A 22,420-nucleotide genomic window follows, 5' to 3' on the forward strand; every position below is an offset into this window, starting at 1 on the left:
ACTAAGTGCAGGACTCGCAAAGCGGGTCACAAGAGGAGGTAGCAGGTGAGTATAGCTATTATCATCGGCACTCATGGTTTGGCGGCTGAACAGCTGCTAAAGACGACGGAAATGTTAATAGGCGACCAAGAAAACGTCGCCTTTATCGACTTCGTCCCAGGGGAAAATGCCGATACACTGTTTGAAAAATATAATGTAAAACTTGAACATCTCGACACCAGCAGCGGCGTTCTGTTTCTGGTTGATACCTGGGGCGGCAGCCCGTTCAACGCCGCTAACCGTATCTGCGTTGATCGCGAAAACTACGAAGTCGTTACCGGCGTTAACGTCCCTATGTTGGTCGAAACCTTTATGGGACGCGACGACAACCCATCCCTCAGTGAACTGACAAGCATTGCGCTGGAAACCGGCCGTCTTGGCGTCAGAGCGCTGAAGTTTGTCGAACCGGAAGCCCACGCTGAAAAACCCGTTACTGCCCCGGTGGCTGCTAAACCTGCCGCGCCAGCCAAAGCCCTCGGCCCGAATGACCACATGAAAATCGGCCTTGTCCGCATCGATGACCGTTTGATCCACGGCCAGGTCGCGACCCGCTGGACCAAGGAAACCAACGTTAACCGCATTATCGTCGTCAGCGATGAAGTCGCCGCCGACACCGTGCGCAAAACGTTGCTGACCCAGGTTGCCCCTCCCGGTGTCACCGCCCACGTGGTTGATGTTGCTAAGGCCATTCGCGTCTATGACAACCCGAAATATGCCAGCGATCGCGTGATGCTGCTCTTCACCAATCCTACCGACGTCCTGCGTGTGGTAGAAGGCGGAGTCAAAGTCACGTCGATCAACATTGGTGGCATGGCCTTTAAACAGGGGAAAACCCAGGTCACCAATGCCGTCTCCGTTGATCAGAAAGATATCGAAGCATTTAAGAAATTAAATGAAAAAGGTATCGAACTCGAAGTGCGCAAAGTGTCTTCAGACAGCCGTGTGAAGATGATGGATTTGATTAACAAGATGAATTAGGAGAAGGTCAATGGAGATCACCACACTACAAATTGTGCTGATATTTATTGTCGCATGTATTGCAGGGATGGAATCCATCCTCGATGAATTTCAGTTTCACCGTCCGCTCGTCGCCTGTACCTTGATAGGTATTGTTCTCGGAGATATGAAAACCGGGATCATTATCGGGGGTACGCTGGAAATGATCGCCTTAGGCTGGATGAACATCGGTGCTGCCGTTGCACCAGATGCCGCCCTCGCCTCAATCATCTCTACCATTCTGGTTATTGCAGGTGGGCAGTCGATTGGTGCCGGTATCGCGCTGGCTATTCCGCTGGCCGCCGCCGGTCAGGTATTAACCATCATCGTCCGTACCATTACCGTCGCCTTCCAGCACGCCGCCGACAAGGCTGCCGAAAAGGGGAATCTCAGTGCGATTTCCTGGATACACGTCTCCGCGTTGATTCTGCAGGCGATGCGTATCGCTATCCCTGCGGCGATTGTAGCGGTTTCAGTCGGTACCAGCGTGGTTCAAAGCATGCTGAACTCAATCCCTGAAGTGGTAACCAGCGGTCTTAACATCGCCGGTGGCATGATTGTGGTTGTTGGTTACGCCATGGTTATCAACATGATGCGTGCTGGCTACCTGATGCCTTTCTTCTATCTGGGCTTCGTGACCGCCGCATTCACCAACTTCAACCTGGTTGCGCTGGGCGTAATCGGCGTGGTGATGGCAGTGCTTTATATCCAGCTGAGTCCAAAATACAACAAGTCTTCACAGGCTGCCGGACCGGCTCATGGCGTTAACGACCTCGACAACGAATTGGACTAAGGGTGAGAGAAATGGTTGATCAAACTCAAGTAAAAAAACTCACGCCTGGCGATATTCGCGGTGTGTTTCTACGCTCCAACCTGTTCCAGGGTTCATGGAACTTCGAACGTATGCAGGCACTGGGCTTCTGCTTCTGTATGGTGCCGGTCATTCGTCGTCTTTATCCTGAAAACAACGACGATCGCAAACAGGCGATTAAACGCCACCTGGAGTTCTTTAACACCCACCCTTACGTCGCCGCCCCAGTATTGGGGGTAACGCTGGCGATGGAAGAACAGCGTGCCAACGGCGCACCTATCGACGACGCGGCCATTAACGGCCTGAAAGTCGGTTTGATGGGGCCGCTGGCTGGCGTAGGTGACCCTATCTTCTGGGGGACGGTGCGTCCGGTATTTGCAGCGCTTGGCGCGGGAATTGCAATGAGTGGCAGCCTGCTTGGCCCGCTGCTGTTCTTCTTCCTGTTCAACCTGGTTCGCCTGCTTAACCGTTATTACGGCGTGGCATACGGCTACAAGAAAGGGGTCGATATCGTTAGCGATATGGGCGGCGGCTTCCTGCAAAAACTGACCGAGGGGGCGTCCATTCTCGGCCTCTTTGTCATGGGGGCATTGGTCAATAAGTGGACCCACGTAAACATTCCGTTAGTGGTGTCCAAAATTACCGACCATACCGGGCAAACAACGGTGACCACGGTTCAGGGCATTCTCGATCAGCTGATGCCTGGCTTGGTGCCGCTGCTGCTGACCTTCGGCTGTATGTGGCTGCTGCGTAAGAAAGTCAATGCGCTGTGGATTATCATGGGCTTCTTCGTACTGGGTATTTTCGGTTATTGGATTGGCCTGCTGGGTCGCTAAGCGCTGAACATCCACCGGGGGTTTCAAAGCCCCCGGTTTTTTATTGGGAGAAAGGGATGTCGGTCACAGATATTGCGTTGATCATTTTTATTATTTTTCTGCTGGCGTATGCGATTTATGATGAATTCCTCATGGACAAACAGAAGGGAGAAACCCTGCTTAGGGTTAAGCTACAGCGTAGAAACAAGCTTGATGCGATTATCTTTATCGGGCTACTGGCCATTTTGCTCTATAACAACCTGAATGCCCACGGCAGTACCGTGACCACCTATTTGCTCATTAGTCTGGCCCTGATTGCGTTTTATAACTCCTTTATTCGCTGGCCCAAGATGTTGTTCAAAGCGGGCGGATTCTTTTACGCCAATATCTTTATCACCTATGACAGAATCAAGGCGATGAATCTGTCTGAAGACGGGATTTTGGTGATTCAGCTCGAACAGAAGAAACTGCTGGTGAGGGTTCGCGAGTTAGACGACCTTGAGAGAATTTACAAGCTGATGGTTAACTTCCAGTAAGGCTGTTACCCCCCCAACATTCATTGAAATCAGGCGGACTCTCCGCCTGACTGACTCTCGAATAACCTTTAAGCGTCTACCTCCTCTTTGCGACGAAACAGGCTAATTACAAAGTCCGTTTCGCAGGCAAAGGCTTCGCGCTGAGAAAGACTCTGCATCAACGCTTCTGTGGCGCGCCATGCAAAGGGAGTCATCTGCAGTAAATTAAACGCCTGCTTGCCATCAAGGGCCATCTCATAGCCGAGCGACTCGGTGCTGATGCGTTCAAAACCTTCGAGACTCTCTTCGGCGTCGCTGTGAAGCTGAACGTCGGCATAAATGCACGCCTTCAGCTGATACAGATGCCTTGGCCCCGGTGCAACGGTAAGCACCAGCCCAGAGGATTTCAGCACACGATGCAGCTCAGGGGCCTTGCAGGGGGCGTAGATGCGCACAATGGCGTCCAGAGAGTCGTCGGCGAAAGGCAGACGATGGCTCGAGGCCACGCAAAATTCGACCTGGTGATAGCGTTTTGCCGCATAGCGAATGGCGACCTTCGAGACATCAAGACCGTAGACCTGCATCTTGCGGCTGGCATTGAGCCCCTGCTCTATCGCCGAGGTGTAATACCCTTCCCCACAGCCGATATCCAGCAGCGCGTCGGCATCGCTCCGCAGATGCTCATTGAGCAGCGCCACCAGCCTATCCCGCAGCGGCTGATAGTGGCCTCCTTCAAGAAAGGTTCGCCGTGAGAGCATCATTTCGGCGCTATCGCCAGGCTGCTTCGAACGCTTGTGTTGGACCGGGAGCAGGTTGACGTATCCCTCTTTGGCATTGTCGAACTGATGATTATTCTCACAGCGCCATTGTTTATCAAGGCGTTGCAAAGGGAGATGACAAAGAGGACATTGATAGGTCATGCAGGTTTCCAGAAAGGTGAAGACCGGGAATAGTGACACGCCGGTGTCTTGCAGGGTTGCTGGCGCTAAGTCTAAAGAAGCCGACTGCCAGTTGCAACTTTTGCCCTTATCGGGCGGGGACATAGATGAAAATGCGATGGTCAGCGGCCTGCGAGGCTACTACACTGCTTTGACGCGCTTTCTGAATCTTTCCCATTAACCGATGTTTTTAACCAAAAGTGATGTCATGAGTGATATGTCTACCCTGCTCAGCCAAATTCCCGCCGTCAGGCACGGTTTTGGCAGTAAAGAAGCGTTATTACCCGAATCGCTCCAGCCGTATAGCGCTACCCTGCCCGAAAAGAAACAGGTGCATGGCGTCAGAATTGTCGATGTGATGCAGCCGCAGCAGGCCTGTGGGGAGGCAGACGGATTCTATACCGAACAGCCGGGAATTCTGCTTACCGTCTTTACCGCCGATTGTTTGCCGATAGTCTTCAGCCATCGTCAGGGAAAGGCGGTTGCCGTAGTCCATGCAGGCTGGCGCGGACTGCTCAATGGAATCATTGAGCAGATGGCCGCTCGCATTAATCAGCAGAGTACTACGCAGGATTGGGTGGCATCTATTGGCCCTGCCATAGGGGCGTGCTGCTATGAGGTGAGCGAGGAACTGGTGACTGAGTTTAGGCGTGGCCTGGATTTACCGCCGACGTTGATTTCACCCTCTTACCGCCATCTGGATCTGCCCGCCATTGCGTTTGCCAAACTGACCCAGGCCGGATTCTCCGCAGTAGACTTTGCGGGCAGCTGTACCCTTTGTACTCAAAATCCGCGCCATGAGCTGTCAGCACCGAAATTCAAATACACCAGCTTTCGTCGCAACAGCCTACAGCGCGCGAGAGACCCTCAGATTCCAGGCATCAGTGGCCGTAACCAACAATCAGGTATTCTCATCCTGCCTGCGTAAATGTGCAGGGGACAAAAACAAAAAACCCGCACATTGGCGGGTTTTTTTTACAGCTAACGCTGCTTAGATTGCAGTTACGTTAACTGCAGATGGGCCTTTCTGGCCATCTTGGATTTCGAACTCAACGTTCTGGCCTTCAGCCAGGGTTTTGAAACCGTTACCCTGGATTGCAGAGAAGTGTACGAACACGTCTTTGCTGCCGTCAGCTGGAGTGATGAAACCGAAACCTTTAGACTCGTTGAACCACTTAACTTGACCTTTGATCTTTGCCATTTTGAGTATTTCCTTTGGATTGTTTAAACCGCCCTGCGGCGTTACACAGACAAACTTGAGTCGTTACTGCTTGAGGCACCAAGATAAAAATCGGCAGAGAAGCGGTATTCAACGATAACGTCTTTACTCAAAACTTCTTTACTGAAAATGCCACACATATACAGAACTGTACCTCGTTTTACCCAGATGCGTTATCACATACTCTGAATTCAATGGCAAGCCATTTTTAATCAGCGATGGACTTGTCGCACATATTTGAGCCGGTTAATCGCACTTACTGTTAAGTAAGGCGAAAATAGGTTGATAGGTCTGCTATTTTCTGCTTTCAACAAAGCAGGGCTGACAATCAAATCTATAACCACTCAAACTAGAGTATTGATCAATAAACGCTAAACCGTAAGACTAAAAATCAGCTTTAATTGAATCATTATTGTATTTGATATAACACAAATCGATTTTACGCAAGTTTTTCAACACTTCTGGTGGCAAATTAAAACCTGATTTCAACTCGCCCTCTTCAGTCATAGCAGGGTTCTCTTACACATTGTTAGCCCGGCGCGCCCGTCAAAGAGGCGTTACGGCGAAGCCGTGCAATTGCACAAAGGATGTACAGGCTTCTAAAGAAATTGATTGTATAACTACTCGTCAAAACAGGCAGTAGAGTACTACTGTGGTGCAAAACAATTGCTGCACTCTATTCTACTGCACCTTTAGCGTGCGCATTTAGAATGCGGAAATAGGAGATCAAGAATGTAATAAAATTCGTCAAAGAGAACTTTTTTGATCCGGATCAATAAATAAGCACTTTGCAATAACCCTTATACTGCATGAGATTTACAGGCCAGTGAATTTTATATTAAAGCATTTGCACAAAAATCAGACGGCATATTCAAATTAACGCATAGCTATTTCAATATTTAAATTTAGAATAACCGTGAGCCATGCTGCATTTCTATTATTTCCCCTCATTATTTTGCGGTTTTTGTTCTACGCCCGGCACACATTTTCTCATCCTTCATCACCCAAGCACGCGGGGACCCCAGAGCCGGAGCAGCTTACGGCGAAGCTCCCGCTCAGTGGGCAGAGTAACAAAGGTGAAATCCTCTAAACGCCATGGGGAAAATCAAATTATGTTTGGAAAGAATGGCAATAACGAGACTTAACAACCCATTGTTCTGAATAGTGGAACTATGACTATCATCAAATGTGAAGCAATAAAGTAAACAAAATGTTAATCATTTATACAAGAATCGGTAAGCGACGGGAAATCTCGACTAGTTTTTGCATGAAAAAATATCTCGTTTGAAGAAATGAAGGCGCTATTTCCTACAGGTAAGAAAATAAAACGCCCACATTTTTACAGCGAAATATGTTCGCCTATTTTTAGCGGCGCGAAATTTTCACCGCTTAGACCGCCCTCTTCAATCGCGACACGTAATTCCTTTGGCGGTTCATCGAGAGACTCATCGGCCAATTCAAATACCCCCCAATGTATGGGGACGGCACGATGACATTTCGTTTCCTTGAACACCTGTACGGCCTGCTGCGGGTCCATGTGATGAGAATGCATGAACCATCTTGGTGCATAGGCGCCAATCGGAATTGCCGCAATATCAAAGGGCCCCAGACGTTCGCCAATCTCGGCAAACTGGTCGCTGTAGGCGCTGTCACCGGAAAAATAGAAGTTTAGCTCATGGTGTTTTACCACCCATCCACACCACAGCGAGCGATTGCGGTCCCACGGCGTGCGCATACTCCAGTGTCGTGCGGGTACCGCATGGAAGCTCACCCCGTCAAGCACCAATGCGTCCCACCAGTCCATTTCTTCGATGTAATGAGCCCCCTGGCGTTCCAGCCAGGGTTTCATGCCCAGCGGCACCATAAAGATACTTTGTGGGAAACGTTTGACCAGCTTGCGAATGGTCGATTTATCCAGATGATCGTAGTGATTATGGGAGATGAGGACATAGTCGATCACCGGTAAATCGGCCACCGTCACTGCGGCAGGCGTCTTACGTTTCGGGCCATAAAAACTCAGCGGCGAAGCACGTTCAGACAGCGCGGGATCGGTCAGAATATAGCGACCTGCTACACGCAGCAGCAGGCAGGCGTGCCCCAAAAACCACAGTCTGTCTTCGGTCCCGCTAAAATCGGGTTTCTGGCACCACTCGCGAATGAACTGCTCATATCCCCTGCCAGGCGGACGCGGAAATCCCTGCTTTTTGCGCTCCTGACGCCAGCGTTTGAGATCTCCCTCTTTTCGCGTTTCGGGTTCAGGATTAGTAAATCCGTACGGCGTATGGTGAGGTTTTGCAGGATCATAATAGGGATTTTTTTCGGCCATGATTTCCCTTATCGATAAATTTTTTGTAGGAAAAGTTGATAAAAAACCAACCTCTTTCTCTTTAGTAGCATAAAGGTTTGAAGGTTTTCACTACAAAAAGTGCAAGACGGTGTATGTAAAGCCACTTAAGCTAATGTCAGGAATTTTTAAGCGATACTCAGGCAAAAAAACCCCGCCGACGAGGTTAAGCGTCGGCGGGGTTTGCGGCTATTACAAAAACAGGTTAGTCAGATGTCTACACTGCCAGCCTGGACTCAGGCTGCCATCCCACAAAGCTTGGTAAGGTTTCGGGCTCCAATCATTAATGTCGCAACGTAAGACTGCCTGCGCGTAACGACTTCTACGGCAACACGCGTGTCTTTGTATTTGATCAGGTAAGTTGAGGGCCAGCCCTGGCGTCTTTTACCGAAGGCTTTTTCATGACTGTCTATGGCTGCATGAGCCACGACCAGATGAGAGAGAGTTTTATCACCTTTAATGATGCGCTTCATAATGGACTCCGCCTTAGACACTACTGTCAAAATGAGGAAACATTAATCACTTGATACGCATCGCTTTATGCGATGCTTATTCGAATCACTGCTTTGTATATAGCTTGTAACAGAATGAGTATCTCTGCGCTTTTTGTTACGCGCAAGTCTTACTTAACAAGAAACAAATCATTGCCGCACGGAGTGGCCTGGCGCAACGGGCCTGCCATTGGCCTTCGGCGCTTGAAATCTGCGCAGACCAGTCTTTACTCTCTGGCAATTCATTGAAATTAAGGCTTATTTTATTGGCGCAGATAATCGGCCAAGCGTCGGAGGGGTTGTTGCAGTAGTCTTTTCCTTTCACACCGCCGTAGGGATACCATTTATCTGGATCTTCTCCAGTCAGTAAAGCGATGTTGTGATTCAGTTCGTTGTCGTGTTCTTCAGACCATTTAATCATCTGGTAATCATCCTGCTGAGTTGTTATTGAACAAGTTACAGCAGAAATAAGACACTTTTATGAACGAAAAAACCGCCTGTTGAGAGCGGTTTCTTCTTTCAACCCGTTATTTTTCGAACGATATGATTATCTTTCCGGGATGAAGCCCTTGAGGCTATACGCAGAGTCGTCATCGTTGTTCTCCAGAGAACCCTGACCTTGCGCTTTGACTAACTGCTCCAGCAGTTCGGTTTGACGGCGTTGCTGATCGGCAATTTCAGTCAGCAGCTGCACCTGTTGATTCGCTTTGACACTGGAACGGTTGACAACAAACCATACCAGTAAAAATAACAGTGCGCCCAAGAGGCTTAACACTATTGGGGCCAGACCAGATTGGCCAATTACTTGATCGAACATTGACAACCCTACAACGTGATTAACCAGACGAGTATCTTATCATCGTCTGCTGTACAGGGAAGGTATTCACAAAAAAACAGAAGCTTCTGACAGGCTTTTGGCCCTACCAGGGAATAAATGAGGTCACTGAACAAATCCCGAGATCGAAGTTACCGCCTTGATCGCAATAGCTGTTAAGTGCCAGTAGATAAAGCCCAATACAGAGCAGCAGGAAAACGATGAAAGCAGCGATTCTCCTGACAGAAAAAATGGGTTTTTTCAGTTTTATGGCAGATCTCTTAGGATTTATCACGCGCTTATTGCTGCCCAATATCTGCGTCCGAAAGGAAGTAAAACATAACCTATCCTACTCTGTATAAGTTAAACAATATTAAAACGGAGCAGTCCCAATGAACTCATTAGCCGTTTTAATGCATCTGACGATCCTTTTTTTCATGATTTTTTTCAGAGAATTAGAGAAGCGTTGCAGAGCAGTATACGATTATACTCAGTGTCGGCTTAAGCCATAAAGGGAGTGTAAGAAATGGGCGTCATTAAAACAATAATCGTACTGGCGGTGATTTATGCTGTTTTCCTGTTTTCAGGCTATGGGGTAACCGTAGGCAGCAGTGAAAATGCAGCGGGACTGGGACTTAAATGCCAATATTTGACGGCACGCGGAATTGTTGATTCGCAGTATCTCCACTCTGACAGTGGTATCGTTGGCGTAGCAAAATGCCCGATTCTGAAACAGGTCAGCGAGGTGGTAGATAAGTCATAACATCCTGTAAAATAGAGAATAACCCGCAGTTTTCTGCGGGTTATAACCACACTTCTTCTTTCTTAGCTGTCGTGCTTGGTAAACTTGAGCTCAATCAGCGAAATCGCTTTCTCAATCGCACGACGAGTAACAGGATCGGCACCGGCAGGATGGGTGCTAAAATCGATACTTTTCAGTTGGTGAGACATTTTGTCACGCACTTCGGTCGGCGCGATAACGTCAATAACGTCCAGAATTTGTTTAATAACCAGCTGGCACGCAACCAAATCTGACTCAAGTTCCTGCTCTTTAGATAAGCTCTCTGACATCCCCGTAACTCCTCGGTACTCAATTTAAGCGTAAAAAATTCGGCGCAAAGGATAACACGTCGCTGTTGAATTTCATCAGAGCTTCTATGCTTAATGAGGTAAATTGCAGAGGAGGCAATGATGTTCGCACTGGTTCTCACAGTATGTTATCTGGGTGGTGGATGCGACGATATGGTGGTCGATGCCTTTGATACAGTTCAGGAATGCCACATCGCCATGCGCCAACAGGGGCTGCATCAGGCAGGGTGTTATCCCATTGAAGAGTTTATCGATGGCGACTGGATCCCTGCTCATTCCCATGCTGATTTTTAAAACTTAAGCGCCGTTAACGCAAATCCAATCATTAAACGTTGATTATTCTTAGCAATAGCGCTATCAATTACCTGTTATTCATTGATATTTAATATATTAATTGAAATAGGAAAATAGCGATGCAAAGAAGCAACACCTTCGGAAAACGACTTCCTCTTGTACTGTTGATTTCAGGCTTTTGTTTATCTCCGCTAATGGCTCAGGCAGCCACCGTACCTCAGGGCGTCGTGCTTGCTCAAAAACAGGAAATTGTGCGTAACAACGGTTCTGAACCTGCCACCCTGGACGTTCATAAAGCCGAAAGCAGTGTGGAAAGCAACATCCTGAGCGACCTGTTTGTCGGATTGGTCAGCATCGATGATAACGGTAATCCGCGCCCTGAATTAGCGGCAAGCTGGGACACCAAAGATAATAAAACCTGGGTGTTTCATTTACGTCCGGGATTACGCTGGTCGGACGGCTCACCGATTACTGCGCAGGATGTGGTTTACAGCTGGCGACGTCTTATCGATCCCAAAACCGTCTCCCCTTATGAAAGCTACCTTGGCACGGTGCACGTGTTGAACGCCGACAGCATTATCGCAGGTAAAACGTCGCCCGACAGGCTCGGCGTCAAGGCGCTAGATGCGCAGACCGTGCAGGTTGAGCTCGACCGTCCGATGTCCTACTTCCTGCAGATGATCTCACACTATTCTCTGTTCCCGGTCAGTCAGGCCGACGTTGAGAAGTATGGCGATAAATGGACGCAGCCGGGTAATCTGGTCAGCAGCGGGCCTTTCAAGCTCAAAAGCTGGACAGTAAATGAGCGCGTGGTCGCCGAGCGCAACCCGAATTACTGGGATAATGCGCATACCGTTCTTTCACAGGTCACTTACTTGCCCATTGCTTCAGGTGCCGCAGACGTCAACCGTTACAAGGCCGGTGAGATTGATATTACCCTGACCATTCCTGAAGTTCAGTTTGCCTCACTGAAGAAAGAGCTGGGTTCGCAGGTTCACACCAGCCCTTACCTCGGGGTCTATTACTACGCGTTTAATAATCAGAAACCGCCATTTAACGACGTCCGTGTACGTCAGGCGTTGAGTCTGGGAATAGACCGCGGCATCATCGCGGATAAAGTGTTGGGTCAAGGCCAAACGGCGGCGTATACCATTACCCCAGATAATACGGGCGGCTACACTTTCAAATTACCGGCTGTCGCCAATATGACGCAGGATCAGCGTAACGCCGAGGCCCGCAAGCTGTTAGCCGAGGCCGGATTTGGTCCACAGCATCCTCTGAAATTCAATCTGCTTTATAACACTAGCGAATCACACCAGCACATCGCGATTGCAGCCGCCTCAATGTGGAAGAAAAATCTGGGCGTGACGGCAGTGTTGCAGAATCAGGAATGGAAGACCATGCTGGATACCATGCATCAGGGCAACTACGACGTGGTGCGTTATGCATGGATAGCCGACTATAATGAACCCTCGACCTTCCTGAATACTTTCCGCAGTGATAACAGCGAGAATACCCCGAAATTCCACGACGCCGACTATGATAAGGTGCTCGACGATGCGCTGGCGGCCACCAGCAAAGATCAGGTACAAAAGGACTATCAGAAGGCTGAGGATATTCTGAATACTCAGGCCCCGGTGGTTCCGCTTTATCACTATGTCAGCGCCAAGCTGGTTAAGCCTTATATCGGCGGCTTTGATGACCACGATCCGCAGGGAAGGGTTTTTGCAAAAAATTTGTATGTGATTAAACACTGATTTTAGATTCTACTCAGACTAAAAAGCCCCGCCAACTCCCTGAAAGGCGGGGCTCATTTCTAAATTCCCCTCGATGTTGCCGATAATCCGCCCCCAACTGTTCGCCGAATAGGCCTTGCCACCGGTGTCTCAGATGATAAATTGAACATCATTCGTACAGATGGGAGGCCTTATGCAATTCTCGGAAAGCGAGATCCAACCCCTTTGGGACGAAGTTGCTCGCATTATTGGTGAGGGAGTGATTGAGCTACGCCATCGCGGCGAGCCCCTCACGGCAGATTCGTTAATTGATTATCTGGAACATAAACTGAGCACTGCGGGCGTTCAGCAGCGTATCTTGATTGGGGCTGCGGTTAACCTGCTAAAAGCAGACAGGCGCTCATAGCCTGTTGATGCTAAAGGGTAAAGCAGCGCTGTCTTGTCCAGGTTAGCGGGATTGAGACGCACGCCCTTGAGCAAACAGGAAAATGCGCTGGGTAATATCATCGGCCCCGAGGATATTGCCTTTCTGCTCGATATTGGCTCTGGCATAGGCGATATCATGGGCTTGATCGACCATATGGATCACCTTGTCACGCGTGGTTTTATCAAGATTGCCCAGTAGCGTGGTCAGGATTGCCTGATAAGCATTCGATGCATAGGTAAGTTGTTTTTCGCGCTCTTCCAGCGCGTCAATACGCGCCATCAGCACCTCAAACTGCTCTTGATTGGACATAGCGGCACCCCTCTTTGTCTCGCAGTGAAAACTGTTGCGGTGATATTGAGTGAATTTCATACAGTTTATTCCACTTTAGAACAAAATCTGCGGTAAACCAATCCCGCTCCTGCACAAATAATGACAGGACCGTGCATATAATTGTAAAGGTCGGCAGGCTTTTATTCCCTTCTGTGCTCTATATTCAAGCTCGAAGGCTACATAATGCGTAACATAAGCAGTAATTGCTTACAGAAGGCACCATGACAGCAGGCTGGAAGTTATGACATGTTAATAATGAGTCTATTCTTTCCTTTGGGGATATAATTCTATGCGTAAGATTTCCTGTTGCTTTATCGTTTTCGCTACGCTGATGTCAGCAACGACTTTTGCTCACGCTGAAGGCTGCCTGAAAGGCGCGGCCGTTGGCGCTGTCGCGGGCCACGTTGCGCATCACCACGCCGTATTAGGTGCCGTTGGCGGCTGTGTCGTCGGCCACCACATGGCGGCAAAAGCCAAAAAAGAGAAGGCCGCCGAAGCGCAGAAACAGCAGTAATCTGCCGGGCTACTTACAGCAGACTGTAAGCGAATAAAAAGGGAGCCCTCAGGCTCCCTTTTTTATGTATTCCGGTTTCCCGAAATTACATATTGGCGATCATCGCATCGCCGAACTCTGAACATTTCAGCAGCTTAGCGCCTTCCATCAGACGTTCGAAATCATAGGTCACGGTTTTCTTGGCAATCGCCGCTTCCATGCCTTTAACAATCAGATCAGCCGCTTCGAACCACTCCAGGTGGCGCAGCATCATTTCCGCAGAAAGGATCACTGAGCCTGGGTTCACTTTGTCCTGACCGGCATATTTCGGTGCAGTACCGTGGGTGGCTTCAAACAGCGCACAGTCGGAACCAATGTTGGCCCCCGGCGCAATACCGATACCGCCAACCTGCGCCGCCAGGGCGTCAGAGATGTAGTCGCCGTTCAGATTCATACAGGCAATCACGTCGTATTCAGCAGGACGCAGCAGAATCTGTTGCAGGAACGCATCGGCAATCACGTCTTTAATGATGATATCTTTGCCGTTGTTCGGGTTCTTGATTTTAACCCAAGGTCCGCCGTCGATCAGCTCACCGCCAAACTCTTCGCGAGCCAGCTGGTAACCCCAATCCTTGAACGCACCCTCGGTGAATTTCATGATGTTGCCTTTGTGTACCAGCGTCAGTGAATCACGATCGTTAGTGATGGTGTATTCAATCGCTGCACGTACCAGGCGTTTAGTGCCCTCTTCGGAACATGGCTTCACGCCGATGCCGCAGTCATGAGGGAAACGAATTTTGTTTACGCCCATCTCGTCTTGCAGGAACTTAATGACTTTATCCGCTTCGGCAGAACCGGCTTTCCATTCGATACCCGCATAAATATCTTCGGAGTTCTCACGGAAGATAACCATATCAATATCTTCAGGGCGTTTAACCGGGCTCGGCGTGCCGGTGTAATAACGCACAGGACGCAGGCAGATATAAAGGTCAAGCTGCTGGCGAAGTGCGACGTTTAAAGAACGAATACCCCCGCCGACCGGAGTGGTCAGTGGACCTTTAATAGCAACGCGATATTCGCGGATCAGATCCAGCGTTTCCTGCGGCAGCCACACGTCCTGGCCGTACAGCTCTACAGATTTCTCACCGGTGTAAATTTCCATCCAGGAAATTTTACGCTCACCGTTGTAAGCCTTCTGAACAGCTGCATCGACAACTTTAAGCATTGCCGGGGTTACATCAACACCAATACCGTCACCCTCGATAAAAGGGATAATAGGATTATTTGGAACAACCAGTTTACCTTTGGCATCAACGGTAATCTTGGTACCTTCAGTAGGGACAACAACTTTGCTTTCCATTAATCTCTCCTTTAGCGCACTATTTGTTAATGATTTGTAAGATGCGAGTCAATACTACTTGATTATTTTCACGACGCCAATCGCAAACAATTTTCAAGTATAATGCTCTAATTCTCGGCTACTTCAACGACTATGAAAAAATTCCCTTTTAAAAATCACCAAGTTAAACGTTTCAGCACCAAGCCACATCGGGAAAGCACTTCGTTGAAAAAAGAGCGTAAAGTCCTGCTTTTCAACAAGCCATTCGACGTGCTGCCGCAGTTCACCGATGAGGCAGGTCGTACCACTTTGAAGGATTTCATCCCCGTGAGCGACGTGTATGCGGCGGGTCGTCTGGACAGAGACAGCGAAGGCCTGTTGGTGCTGACCAACGACGGTCAACTCCAGGCTGCGTTAACCCAGCCGGGAAAACGGACGGCCAAGGTCTATTACGCGCAGGTGGAAGGTGAGCCGGACGCCCTCTCTTTGAAAGCGTTTCGCAGCGGGCTGGAGCTTAAAGATGGTAAAACGCTGGCCGCAGGCATTGAGCTTGTTCCCGAACCCGAGTGGCTATGGGCGCGTGTTCCGCCGATTCGTGAGCGTAAAAGCATTCCCACCAGCTGGCTCAAAATCACGCTATATGAGGGTCGAAACCGTCAGGTTCGTCGCATGACGGCAAACATCGGCTATCCTACATTACGACTTATCCGCTACAGCATGGGCGACCTGACGCTCGATAACCTGGCGCCGGGACAATGGAAGGAAATACCTTATGTTTAGACCCAACGTCACCGTTGCTTGTGTTGTGCAGGCAGAGGGGCGGTTTTTGCTGGTTGAAGAAATCATCAACAACAGGCTGACGCTGAACCAGCCCGCCGGACATCTCGAGGCCAATGAAACGCTGCTCACCGCCGTGCGCCGCGAGCTGTTCGAGGAGACCGGCATTGACGCATCGCCGCAGTTTTTTCTCGGCCTGCATCAGTGGCAGGCGCCCGATGAGACGCCTTTTCTGCGTTTCACCTTCGTGATTGATTTAGCGGAAATCGTGCCGACTTTCCCGCAGGATAGCGATATTTCTGGCTGCCGCTGGCTCACCGCCGACGAGATCTTCAACGCTAAAGAACTGCGCTCACCGCTGGTTGCCGAGAGTATTCGCCTGTATCAGCAGCCCGCGCGCTACCCGCTGGCGCTGTTCGGCAATTACAACTTGCCCGACTAACGTCCTATCTCCGTCTTGCGCACCAATCACCGGTGCAGCAAGGTGGCCAACGTGATAAAATTCTGCCTGCTATTTTTTATGCCCCCGAACAAAACGTCGTTGGCACGCGGCCTTCATCCTCGTGTGGGCGGCGTTTAACGGGTTATGACTCTATGTTTTGGAACTGCTATGTCAGACAACAGCCAGAAAAAAGTGATCGTCGGAATGTCCGGCGGCGTCGACTCCTCGGTATCTGCCTACCTGCTGCAACAGCAGGGATATCAGGTCGAGGGACTCTTTATGAAGAATTGGGAAGAGGACGACGATGAAGAATATTGCTCCGCAGCCACCGATCTTGCCGATGCACAGGCGGTAAGTGACAAACTGGGCATCAAGCTGCACACCATCAATTTTGCGGCAGAGTATTGGGACAACGTGTTCGAACATTTCCTGCAGGAATATAAGGCAGGACGCACGCCAAACCCGGATATTCTGTGTAACAAAGAGATTAAGTTCAAAGCGTTTCTCGAGTTCGCTGCCGAGGACCTGGGTGCAGACTATATTGCCACCGGTCACTACGTCCGTCGTCACGACGTTGACGGTCAAAGCCAGCTGCTGCGCGGTCTGGACGGCAACAAGGACCAGAGCTACTTTCTTTATACGCTGGGCAGCCATCAGATTGCCAAAAGCCTGTTCCCGGTGGGTGAGCTTGAAAAGCCAGAGGTTCGTCGCATTGCCGAAGAGCAAGAGCTGGTCACGGCCAAGAAGAAAGATTCAACCGGCATCTGTTTTATCGGTGAGCGTAAATTCCGTGACTTCCTCGGCCGCTATCTGCCTGCTCAACCTGGCGTGATTAAAAGCGTCGAGGGTCAAGAGATGGGTAAACATCAGGGCCTGATGTACCACACGCTGGGTCAGCGTAAAGGCCTCGGGATTGGAGGACAAAAGGACGGCGGAGAAGATCCGTGGTACGTGGTCGATAAAGACGTCGCCAACAATATCCTTTATGTGGCACAGGGGCACGAGCACCCGCGTCTGATGTCGGTCGGCCTGATTGCCCAACAGCTTGACTGGGTCGATCGCCAGCCGATTACCGCGCCGTTTAACTGCGTGGTGAAAACCCGTTACCGTCAGGAAGATATTCCGTGCGTGGTGACACCTCTGGATGACAACCGCATCGAGGTTCGCTTCGAATCACCGGTGGCAGCCGTCACCCCGGGTCAGTCCGCCGTGTTCTATCAGGGCGAAGTCTGCCTTGGCGGCGGCGTGATTGAACAGCGTATTCCGCTGACGCAATAAGCCTTATCAAGTCTCGCAATACCCGATAACGGCAACCGAATGCACCCCCAGACGCTTACACCCGTAAGTGACTGGGGGTGAACGAGAACTTTCAACGCCGTTCCAGCATGAAATCCTGAGGGGTTTAGCCCTGCCCGTTACTTAAATCCAGACTCCCTGCAAAAGCATTTAATTCAATCGCCTTGTGGCGGATAAAATCGAGCTTGGCCTGCGCATCCACGATGCCCCAGACGGTTCCCTGCTGCTGGCGATAAAAATTGTCCAACGCGTTAAAATACGATTTCTGATAAGTCAGCCAGTCGCGCTGTGACTGGACGATAGCCTTTTTAACCGCCGCCGGTTGCCCCTTGAGCAGCGCCTGATACTGTACGTTAAGCTCTTTGTCCCAGTCGGTGTAGCCCTGTTGCAGACAGGCCTCTGAATCCAGCGTCGAGACCGCCTTTTTTGAACAGGCCTCAATTTTTTGATCGATAGCCTTTCCCGGCACCTCGGCATGGGCGGCCAAAGCGGTCAGCAAAACGCTCGGACACAGTATAAGCAGCCATAACTTCTTCATCTTTTATTCCTTTTTTATGAAAACGTAAAAGCAGGTTCTGCACGTATTCCGTGGGCAGACTGGCGTTTCGCCTCCTGATTAGCGCCTAGTTTAGGCTATCTCACCCATTTTATCGGGCTAAGACTCGCATTCCCTGCTTTTCGGCGCTGTGTTTAGCCTGCGTTTTATGGCATGATCTGTCGCCATTAGTTTGGCGTACGCAAAAGTCACAGAATCTTGCCGTCGAATAACGCTTACAGGAGTAACCGTGGCCAAAAATTATTATGACATTACGCTCGCCTTGGCCGGAATGTGCCAGTCTGCGCGTCTCGTTCAACAATTGGCCCACGAAGGCAGCTGCGCGAAAGAAGAGATGATGGTCTCCCTGCGCAGCCTGCTCGAAATGAACCCGGCGTCAACGCTCGCGGTATACGGAAATAACGAAGCCAACCTGAAAATGGGGCTCGAAACCCTGCTCGGCGTGCTGAATGCAAATCGTCAGGGGCTGGGTGCCGAGTTGACCCGCTATACTCTAAGTCTGATGGTGCTCGAACGTAAGCTGCACGCCAAAAAGTCCTCGATGGAACAACTCGGGCAGCGTATCGACCAGCTCGATCGTCAGCTGGCGCATTTCGAGCTCGAGTCAGATCAGGTAATGAGCTCACTGGCCTCGATTTACGTCGATATCGTCAGCCCTGCGGGGCCAAGAATTCAGGTTGTCGGCTCACCGGCAATTTTGCAGAACACACAGATTCAGGCTAAAGTCCGTGCCTTGCTTCTCGCGGGTATCCGCGCAGCAGTACTTTGGCAGCAAGTAGGCGGTGGCCGTCTGCAGCTAATGTTTTCTCGTAACCGATTGTTCGAACAAGCGAAAACCATTCTCGCTCGTTGCTGAAAATCAGATTTGCCACACCTGTATCACGTAGGTGTGAAATTTTACTGTTAATAAGATCCTGGAGTTGCTACCGATGGAATTATCCTCACTGACAGCCGTTTCCCCCGTTGATGGACGCTACGGTGATAAAGTCAGCGCGCTGCGCACAATTTTCAGCGAGTTTGGTCTGCTGAAGTTTCGCGTGCAGGTTGAAGTACGTTGGCTGCAAAAACTGGCCACCTGTGCAGAAATCAAAGAAGTTCCCGCTTTTGATGCCGACGCAAACGCTTTCCTTGACCAGTTAGTGGCTAATTTCGATGAAAATGATGCGCAACGTATCAAAGACATCGAAAAAACCACCAACCACGACGTCAAGGCCGTGGAATATTTCCTGAAAGAAAAAGTAGCAGCGATCCCGGCTCTGCACGCTGTGTCTGAGTTCATTCACTTTGCCTGTACTTCTGAAGACATCAACAACTTGTCTCACGCGCTGATGCTGCAAACCGCACGTCAGGACGTGGTGCTGCCTTACTGGTTGAAAATTGTTGATTCTATCAAGGCACTGGCTCTGCAATATCGCGACATTCCACTGCTGTCCCGCACCCACGGCCAGCCTGCGACCCCGTCTACCATCGGTAAAGAGCTGGCCAACGTCGCCTACCGTATGGACCGTCAGGTCAAGCAGCTACAGCAGGTCGAAATTCTGGGCAAAATCAACGGTGCCGTCGGCAACTACAATGCCCACATCGTGGCTTACCCAGAGGTTGACTGGCACCAGTTCAGCGAAGAGTTCGTCACCTCACTGGGCATTACCTGGAATCCGTACACCACGCAGATCGAACCCCATGACTACATCGCCGAGTTGTTCGACTGCATCGCGCGCTTTAACACCATCCTGATCGACTTCGATCGTGATATCTGGGGTTACATCGCGCTAAACCACTTCAAGCAAAAAACCATTGCCGGTGAGATTGGTTCTTCAACCATGCCGCACAAGGTTAACCCAATCGACTTCGAAAACTCCGAAGGCAACCTGGGCCTGGCGAACGCCGTTCTGGGCCACCTGGCGAGCAAACTGCCGGTTTCTCGCTGGCAGCGTGACCTGACCGACTCTACCGTGCTGCGTAACCTTGGCGTGGGCATCGGCTATGCGCTGATAGCCTATCAGGCAACCATGAAAGGTATCAGCAAGCTGGAAGTGAACGAAGCAAATCTGGTCGGTGAACTGGACCGCAACTGGGAAGTATTGGCTGAGCCTATTCAGACCGTGATGCGCCGCTACGGCATCGAAAAGCCCTACGAGAAGCTGAAAGAGCTGACCCGTGGCAAACGCGTTGACGCTGAAGGCATGAAAGTCTTCATCGATAGCCTCGAGCTGCCGGAAGAAGAAAAAGTTCGCCTAAAAGCGATGACGCCAGCCAACTACATCGGCCGCGCCACCACCATGGTCGACGAACTTAAATAATCGTTTAAACCATTACGTTCAACGGGGGAGAAAACGCAGGTTTTCTCCCCCGTTTTTTTATTATCCTGTTGAATTACTTCCCTTCAGAAAAAATAACTCAGCGTGCCTTTCTTTTCTCGTTTATATTTCGTTTATATTTTAAATCTTATGGTTGATATCAGGTTTATCTTGTAGCGATGATAATGAGCCCTTGCCGAAAACGGAGAACGTTATGCGAATTTTAGTCGTTGAAGATAATGCGCTTTTGCGCCATCACCTTTCTGTGCAGCTGCGCGAAATGGGCAATCAAGTCGATTCTGCGGAAGACGCCAAGGAAGCCGACTATTTTCTGCAAGAGCACGCCCCTGATATCGCGATCGTCGACCTGGGTTTACCGGGTGAAGACGGCCTGAGCATGATCCAACGCTGGCGTAACCACCAGGTCAAACTGCCGATTTTGGTACTGACCGCACGTGAAAGCTGGCAGGACAAGGTTGCCGTGCTGGAAGCCGGTGCTGACGACTACGTGACCAAACCTTTCCACCTCGAAGAAGTGATTGCGCGCATGCAGGCGTTGATGCGCCGCAACAGCGGGCTAGCCTCACAGGTTATCGCCCTGCCGCCGTTCGTCATTGACCTCTCACGCCGCGAATTGACGGTCAATGAACAGCCGGTAAAACTCACGGCCTTCGAATACACCATTATCGAGACGCTTATCCGCAACGCCGGAAAAGTGGTGAGCAAAGACAGCCTGATGCTACAGCTGTACCCTGACGCCGAACTGCGCGAGAGCCACACGGTTGACGTGTTGATGGGCCGTCTGCGCAAAAAATTGCAGGTTGAACATCCGGCTGAGGTCATTACTACCGTGCGAGGTCAGGGTTATCGCTTTGATATCCGAGGCTAAAGCCGATGATAACCAAAAGCAAAAATCCGTTTTCGCTTCGCGCCCGCTACATGATGGCTACCGCCGCCGTGGTGCTGGCGCTGTCGCTCGCCTACGGATTAGTGGCCGTCGTCGGCTACATGGTGAGCTTCGACAAGACCGCCTATCGGCTACTGCGCGGCGAGAGTAACCTGTTCTTCAGCCTCGCGCAGTGGCATGACAACAAGTTGACCATCAATGTTCCCCCCGATCTCGATCTCAATTTCCCCACGCTGGTATTCATTTACGACAGTAACGGGAAACTGCTCTGGGCTCAGCGACGCGTACCCGATCTGGAATCACAAATCAGCAAGTCATGGCTGAATAAACCCGGCTTTTATGACCTCGACACCGACACGCAAACCTCCAGCGAAGTCGTGGGTAACAACCCCAAAGCGCAAGACCAGTTGAAGAATTACGACGGGACTAACGCCACCGCAATGACGCACTCGGTGGCGGTAAATAACTATGCCGCAACCTCACGCCTGCCCGCGCTGAATATCGTGGTCATCGACAGTATTCCGCAGGAGTTGCAGCATTCCGATTTAGTGTGGGAGTGGTTCAGCTATGTGCTGCTCGCAAACCTGCTTCTGGTGGTGCCCTTACTCTGGCTGGTAGCCTACTGGAGCCTGCGGCCGATCAAGGCATTAATCGGCCAGGTGGCAGAGCTTGAAACCAAAGAGCGCGACCTGCTCGACGAGCAAACTCCCTCCGAGCTGCGCGGACTGGTGCGCAATCTCAATATTCTGCTCAGCAGCGAACGCGGCCGCTATGACCGCTATCGCACAACGCTCGCCGACCTGACGCACAGCCTCAAAACACCGCTGGCGGTGCTGCAAACCACGCTGCGCTCGCTGCGCAACGGCAAGGAGATGAGCATAGAGAAGGCCGAACCGATAATGCTTGAGCAGATAAGTCGTATCTCGCAGCAGATTGGCTATTACCTGCATCGCGCAACGCTACGCTCTGAACACCTGATTCTGGTCCGCGAAATCCACTCAGTCCCGGCGCTGCTCGACAGCCTTTGCTCGGCGCTCAATAAGGTTTATCAGCGCAAGGGGGTGGTATTGACGCTCGATATCTCGCCTGAAATCACTTTCATCGGTGAAAAGAACGACTTTATGGAGGTGCTGGGCAATGTCATCGACAACGCCTGCAAATACTGTCTGGAGTTCGTCGAAATCAGCGCGGTGCACACCGAAAACGAATTAGTGATTCTGGTGGAAGACGACGGTCCTGGCATTGCTGAAAACCAGCGTGAGCTTATCTTCAAGCGCGGCCAACGGGCAGATACGCTGCGTCCGGGGCAAGGTCTCGGCCTGTCGCTGGCGAGCGAAATCATTGAACAGTACGACGGTAAGATCCTTATCGGTGACAGCGAATTAGGCGGCGCGAGCATGCGCATCTGCTTCGGTCAGCAGTACGACAGCGATCAATCCTGAGTTTTTTGCCGGT

29 protein-coding genes are annotated in these 22,420 nt (G+C 50.6%); 17 read left to right on the forward strand and 12 right to left on the reverse strand.

The genetic code is table 11. The features are described from left to right. Positions 1-45: 45 nt before the first annotated feature. From manX to O1V65_RS11230, 4 genes are read left to right on the forward strand one after another with little or no spacing between them, the layout of a single operon-like run. Positions 46-1,017, forward strand: a complete 972-nt coding sequence (manX, locus tag O1V65_RS11215) for a PTS mannose transporter subunit IIAB (RefSeq protein WP_084912434.1) — start codon at positions 46-48, stop codon at positions 1,015-1,017. Positions 1,018-1,027: 10 nt separating this feature from the next. Further along, positions 1,028-1,828: a PTS mannose/fructose/sorbose transporter subunit IIC gene (locus O1V65_RS11220; protein ID WP_017491927.1), complete on the forward strand. Its 801-nt coding sequence runs from the start codon at positions 1,028-1,030 to the stop codon at positions 1,826-1,828. 11 nt (positions 1,829-1,839) lie between these two features. After that, a complete protein-coding gene (locus O1V65_RS11225; protein ID WP_017491928.1) occupies positions 1,840-2,682 on the forward strand; it encodes a PTS mannose transporter subunit IID in 843 nt (280 codons plus the stop codon). Between the two features lie 56 nt (positions 2,683-2,738). Further along, positions 2,739-3,197 carry a DUF986 family protein gene (locus O1V65_RS11230; protein ID WP_269130492.1) on the forward strand — a complete coding sequence of 153 codons (459 nt, stop codon included), beginning with the start codon at positions 2,739-2,741 and terminating at the stop codon, positions 3,195-3,197. 68 nt (positions 3,198-3,265) lie between these two features. Here O1V65_RS11230 and rlmA read toward each other — a convergent pair whose 3' ends face one another. Continuing rightward, a complete protein-coding gene (gene rlmA / locus O1V65_RS11235) occupies positions 3,266-4,096 on the reverse strand; it encodes a 23S rRNA (guanine(745)-N(1))-methyltransferase (RefSeq protein ID WP_269130493.1) in 831 nt (276 codons plus the stop codon). Between the two features lie 226 nt (positions 4,097-4,322). Between rlmA and O1V65_RS11240 the strand changes: the two genes are divergently transcribed. Further along, positions 4,323-5,042, forward strand: coding sequence for a purine nucleoside phosphorylase YfiH/LACC1 family protein (locus O1V65_RS11240; RefSeq protein WP_227952781.1), 720 nt, complete (start codon positions 4,323-4,325; stop codon positions 5,040-5,042). A gap of 63 nt (positions 5,043-5,105) precedes the next feature. On the opposite strand, the gene cspE is transcribed toward O1V65_RS11240, so the two are convergent. The 7 genes from cspE to mgrB all read right to left on the reverse strand — a co-directional run bounded on the left by cspE (position 5,106) and on the right by mgrB (position 9,217). Next, positions 5,106-5,315: a transcription antiterminator/RNA stability regulator CspE gene (cspE, locus tag O1V65_RS11245; RefSeq protein WP_002221949.1), complete on the reverse strand. Its 210-nt coding sequence runs from the start codon at positions 5,313-5,315 to the stop codon at positions 5,106-5,108. Between the two features lie 41 nt (positions 5,316-5,356). Next, positions 5,357-5,473, reverse strand: coding sequence for a DUF2627 domain-containing protein (locus O1V65_RS11250; RefSeq protein WP_081601405.1), 117 nt, complete (start codon positions 5,471-5,473; stop codon positions 5,357-5,359). 1,199 nt (positions 5,474-6,672) lie between these two features. Further along, positions 6,673-7,659 (reverse strand): MBL fold metallo-hydrolase, encoded by a 987-nt coding sequence (locus O1V65_RS11255; RefSeq protein ID WP_084912431.1) that lies wholly within the window; start codon positions 7,657-7,659, stop codon positions 6,673-6,675. Positions 7,660-7,913: 254 nt separating this feature from the next. Further along, positions 7,914-8,150: a DUF4060 family protein gene (locus O1V65_RS11260; RefSeq protein WP_017491935.1), complete on the reverse strand. Its 237-nt coding sequence runs from the start codon at positions 8,148-8,150 to the stop codon at positions 7,914-7,916. 136 nt (positions 8,151-8,286) lie between these two features. After that, positions 8,287-8,589 (reverse strand): phage protein NinX family protein, encoded by a 303-nt coding sequence (locus tag O1V65_RS11265; protein ID WP_017491936.1) that lies wholly within the window; start codon positions 8,587-8,589, stop codon positions 8,287-8,289. Positions 8,590-8,715: 126 nt separating this feature from the next. After that, a complete protein-coding gene (locus O1V65_RS11270) occupies positions 8,716-8,985 on the reverse strand; it encodes a YebO family protein (protein ID WP_017491937.1) in 270 nt (89 codons plus the stop codon). 103 nt (positions 8,986-9,088) lie between these two features. After that, the gene (gene mgrB, locus O1V65_RS11275; protein WP_376783539.1) at positions 9,089-9,217 is read right to left on the reverse strand and encodes a PhoP/PhoQ regulatory lipoprotein MgrB; all 129 of its coding nucleotides are present in this window, start codon (positions 9,215-9,217) and stop codon (positions 9,089-9,091) included. A gap of 291 nt (positions 9,218-9,508) precedes the next feature. On the opposite strand from mgrB, the gene O1V65_RS11280 reads away from it, so the two are divergent. Then, positions 9,509-9,745 carry a YobH family protein gene (locus O1V65_RS11280; protein WP_017491939.1) on the forward strand — a complete coding sequence of 79 codons (237 nt, stop codon included), beginning with the start codon at positions 9,509-9,511 and terminating at the stop codon, positions 9,743-9,745. 62 nt (positions 9,746-9,807) lie between these two features. Here O1V65_RS11280 and O1V65_RS11285 read toward each other — a convergent pair whose 3' ends face one another. Then, entirely contained in the window at positions 9,808-10,053 is a 246-nt protein-coding gene (locus O1V65_RS11285; RefSeq protein ID WP_017491940.1) for a DUF2766 family protein, read from the reverse strand. A 120-nt stretch (positions 10,054-10,173) separates the two neighbouring features. Between O1V65_RS11285 and O1V65_RS11290 the strand changes: the two genes are divergently transcribed. The 3 genes from O1V65_RS11290 (at position 10,174) to O1V65_RS11300 (ending at position 12,507) form a co-directional block, all read left to right on the forward strand. Beyond that, entirely contained in the window at positions 10,174-10,365 is a 192-nt protein-coding gene (locus O1V65_RS11290; protein ID WP_017491941.1) for a YdfD/YebW family protein, read from the forward strand. A gap of 119 nt (positions 10,366-10,484) precedes the next feature. Continuing rightward, positions 10,485-12,122: an ABC transporter substrate-binding protein gene (locus tag O1V65_RS11295; RefSeq protein WP_269130494.1), complete on the forward strand. Its 1,638-nt coding sequence runs from the start codon at positions 10,485-10,487 to the stop codon at positions 12,120-12,122. 172 nt (positions 12,123-12,294) lie between these two features. Continuing rightward, positions 12,295-12,507, forward strand: coding sequence for a hypothetical protein (locus tag O1V65_RS11300; RefSeq protein WP_017491943.1), 213 nt, complete (start codon positions 12,295-12,297; stop codon positions 12,505-12,507). A 42-nt stretch (positions 12,508-12,549) separates the two neighbouring features. Here the strand turns inward: O1V65_RS11300 and O1V65_RS11305 are convergent, their stop codons facing one another. After that, positions 12,550-12,837 carry a hypothetical protein gene (locus tag O1V65_RS11305; protein ID WP_017491944.1) on the reverse strand — a complete coding sequence of 96 codons (288 nt, stop codon included), beginning with the start codon at positions 12,835-12,837 and terminating at the stop codon, positions 12,550-12,552. 310 nt (positions 12,838-13,147) lie between these two features. Here O1V65_RS11305 and O1V65_RS11310 point away from each other — a divergent pair, with 310 nt between their 5' ends. After that, positions 13,148-13,372 (forward strand): hypothetical protein, encoded by a 225-nt coding sequence (locus O1V65_RS11310; protein ID WP_017491945.1) that lies wholly within the window; start codon positions 13,148-13,150, stop codon positions 13,370-13,372. A gap of 85 nt (positions 13,373-13,457) precedes the next feature. On the opposite strand, the gene icd is transcribed toward O1V65_RS11310, so the two are convergent. Then, positions 13,458-14,711 (reverse strand): NADP-dependent isocitrate dehydrogenase, encoded by a 1,254-nt coding sequence (icd, locus tag O1V65_RS11315; protein WP_017491946.1) that lies wholly within the window; start codon positions 14,709-14,711, stop codon positions 13,458-13,460. 132 nt (positions 14,712-14,843) lie between these two features. On the opposite strand from icd, the gene rluE reads away from it, so the two are divergent. The 3 genes from rluE to mnmA all read left to right on the forward strand — a co-directional run bounded on the left by rluE (position 14,844) and on the right by mnmA (position 17,187). Continuing rightward, a complete protein-coding gene (gene rluE, locus O1V65_RS11320; protein WP_017491947.1) occupies positions 14,844-15,470 on the forward strand; it encodes a 23S rRNA pseudouridine(2457) synthase RluE in 627 nt (208 codons plus the stop codon). Continuing rightward, entirely contained in the window at positions 15,463-15,909 is a 447-nt protein-coding gene (locus tag O1V65_RS11325) for an NUDIX hydrolase (protein ID WP_017491948.1), read from the forward strand. The genes rluE and O1V65_RS11325 overlap by 8 nt, the downstream gene beginning before the upstream one ends. A 168-nt stretch (positions 15,910-16,077) precedes the next feature. Further along, the gene (gene mnmA, locus O1V65_RS11330) at positions 16,078-17,187 is read left to right on the forward strand and encodes a tRNA 2-thiouridine(34) synthase MnmA (protein ID WP_017491949.1); all 1,110 of its coding nucleotides are present in this window, start codon (positions 16,078-16,080) and stop codon (positions 17,185-17,187) included. Between the two features lie 124 nt (positions 17,188-17,311). On the opposite strand, the gene O1V65_RS11335 is transcribed toward mnmA, so the two are convergent. After that, a complete protein-coding gene (locus O1V65_RS11335; protein ID WP_017491950.1) occupies positions 17,312-17,743 on the reverse strand; it encodes a lysozyme inhibitor LprI family protein in 432 nt (143 codons plus the stop codon). 247 nt (positions 17,744-17,990) lie between these two features. Between O1V65_RS11335 and hflD the strand changes: the two genes are divergently transcribed. From hflD to phoQ, 4 genes are all read left to right on the forward strand, one after another. Beyond that, a complete protein-coding gene (gene hflD / locus O1V65_RS11340) occupies positions 17,991-18,617 on the forward strand; it encodes a high frequency lysogenization protein HflD (RefSeq protein WP_017491951.1) in 627 nt (208 codons plus the stop codon). A gap of 73 nt (positions 18,618-18,690) precedes the next feature. After that, positions 18,691-20,061 (forward strand): adenylosuccinate lyase, encoded by a 1,371-nt coding sequence (gene purB / locus O1V65_RS11345; RefSeq protein WP_017491952.1) that lies wholly within the window; start codon positions 18,691-18,693, stop codon positions 20,059-20,061. A 211-nt stretch (positions 20,062-20,272) separates the two neighbouring features. Next, the gene (gene phoP / locus O1V65_RS11350) at positions 20,273-20,947 is read left to right on the forward strand and encodes a two-component system response regulator PhoP (protein ID WP_017491953.1); all 675 of its coding nucleotides are present in this window, start codon (positions 20,273-20,275) and stop codon (positions 20,945-20,947) included. 5 nt (positions 20,948-20,952) lie between these two features. Then, positions 20,953-22,407, forward strand: coding sequence for a two-component system sensor histidine kinase PhoQ (gene phoQ, locus O1V65_RS11355; protein ID WP_165429016.1), 1,455 nt, complete (start codon positions 20,953-20,955; stop codon positions 22,405-22,407). The last annotated feature ends 13 nt before the right edge of the window (positions 22,408-22,420 follow it).

It is taken from the genome of Rouxiella badensis (assembly GCF_026967515.2).
Taxonomy (GTDB): domain Bacteria; phylum Pseudomonadota; class Gammaproteobacteria; order Enterobacterales; family Enterobacteriaceae; genus Rouxiella; species Rouxiella badensis.

Bases quoted from the DNA above. Each gene is read 5' to 3' on its own strand.
- O1V65_RS11220 (WP_017491927.1), top strand. From the start codon at position 1,028: ATGGAGATCACCACACTACAAATTGTGCTGATATTTATTGTCGCATGT.
- O1V65_RS11225 (WP_017491928.1), top strand. From the start codon at position 1,840: ATGGTTGATCAAACTCAAGTAAAAAAACTCACGCCTGGCGATATTCGC.
- O1V65_RS11230 (WP_269130492.1), top strand. From the start codon at position 2,739: ATGTCGGTCACAGATATTGCGTTGATCATTTTTATTATTTTTCTGCTG.
- rlmA (WP_269130493.1), bottom strand. From the start codon at position 4,096: ATGACCTATCAATGTCCTCTTTGTCATCTCCCTTTGCAACGCCTTGAT.
- O1V65_RS11240 (WP_227952781.1), top strand. From the start codon at position 4,323: ATGAGTGATATGTCTACCCTGCTCAGCCAAATTCCCGCCGTCAGGCAC.
- cspE (WP_002221949.1), bottom strand. From the start codon at position 5,315: ATGGCAAAGATCAAAGGTCAAGTTAAGTGGTTCAACGAGTCTAAAGGT.
- O1V65_RS11250 (WP_081601405.1), bottom strand. From the start codon at position 5,473: ATGTGTGGCATTTTCAGTAAAGAAGTTTTGAGTAAAGACGTTATCGTT.
- O1V65_RS11255 (WP_084912431.1), bottom strand. From the start codon at position 7,659: ATGGCCGAAAAAAATCCCTATTATGATCCTGCAAAACCTCACCATACG.
- O1V65_RS11260 (WP_017491935.1), bottom strand. From the start codon at position 8,150: ATGAAGCGCATCATTAAAGGTGATAAAACTCTCTCTCATCTGGTCGTG.
- O1V65_RS11265 (WP_017491936.1), bottom strand. From the start codon at position 8,589: ATGATTAAATGGTCTGAAGAACACGACAACGAACTGAATCACAACATC.
- O1V65_RS11270 (WP_017491937.1), bottom strand. From the start codon at position 8,985: ATGTTCGATCAAGTAATTGGCCAATCTGGTCTGGCCCCAATAGTGTTA.
- O1V65_RS11280 (WP_017491939.1), top strand. From the start codon at position 9,509: ATGGGCGTCATTAAAACAATAATCGTACTGGCGGTGATTTATGCTGTT.
- O1V65_RS11285 (WP_017491940.1), bottom strand. From the start codon at position 10,053: ATGTCAGAGAGCTTATCTAAAGAGCAGGAACTTGAGTCAGATTTGGTT.
- O1V65_RS11290 (WP_017491941.1), top strand. From the start codon at position 10,174: ATGTTCGCACTGGTTCTCACAGTATGTTATCTGGGTGGTGGATGCGAC.
- O1V65_RS11295 (WP_269130494.1), top strand. From the start codon at position 10,485: ATGCAAAGAAGCAACACCTTCGGAAAACGACTTCCTCTTGTACTGTTG.
- O1V65_RS11300 (WP_017491943.1), top strand. From the start codon at position 12,295: ATGCAATTCTCGGAAAGCGAGATCCAACCCCTTTGGGACGAAGTTGCT.
- O1V65_RS11305 (WP_017491944.1), bottom strand. From the start codon at position 12,837: ATGTCCAATCAAGAGCAGTTTGAGGTGCTGATGGCGCGTATTGACGCG.
- O1V65_RS11310 (WP_017491945.1), top strand. From the start codon at position 13,148: ATGCGTAAGATTTCCTGTTGCTTTATCGTTTTCGCTACGCTGATGTCA.
- icd (WP_017491946.1), bottom strand. From the start codon at position 14,711: ATGGAAAGCAAAGTTGTTGTCCCTACTGAAGGTACCAAGATTACCGTT.
- rluE (WP_017491947.1), top strand. From the start codon at position 14,844: ATGAAAAAATTCCCTTTTAAAAATCACCAAGTTAAACGTTTCAGCACC.
- O1V65_RS11325 (WP_017491948.1), top strand. From the start codon at position 15,463: ATGTTTAGACCCAACGTCACCGTTGCTTGTGTTGTGCAGGCAGAGGGG.
- mnmA (WP_017491949.1), top strand. From the start codon at position 16,078: ATGTCAGACAACAGCCAGAAAAAAGTGATCGTCGGAATGTCCGGCGGC.
- O1V65_RS11335 (WP_017491950.1), bottom strand. From the start codon at position 17,743: ATGAAGAAGTTATGGCTGCTTATACTGTGTCCGAGCGTTTTGCTGACC.
- purB (WP_017491952.1), top strand. From the start codon at position 18,691: ATGGAATTATCCTCACTGACAGCCGTTTCCCCCGTTGATGGACGCTAC.
- phoP (WP_017491953.1), top strand. From the start codon at position 20,273: ATGCGAATTTTAGTCGTTGAAGATAATGCGCTTTTGCGCCATCACCTT.
- phoQ (WP_165429016.1), top strand. From the start codon at position 20,953: ATGATAACCAAAAGCAAAAATCCGTTTTCGCTTCGCGCCCGCTACATG.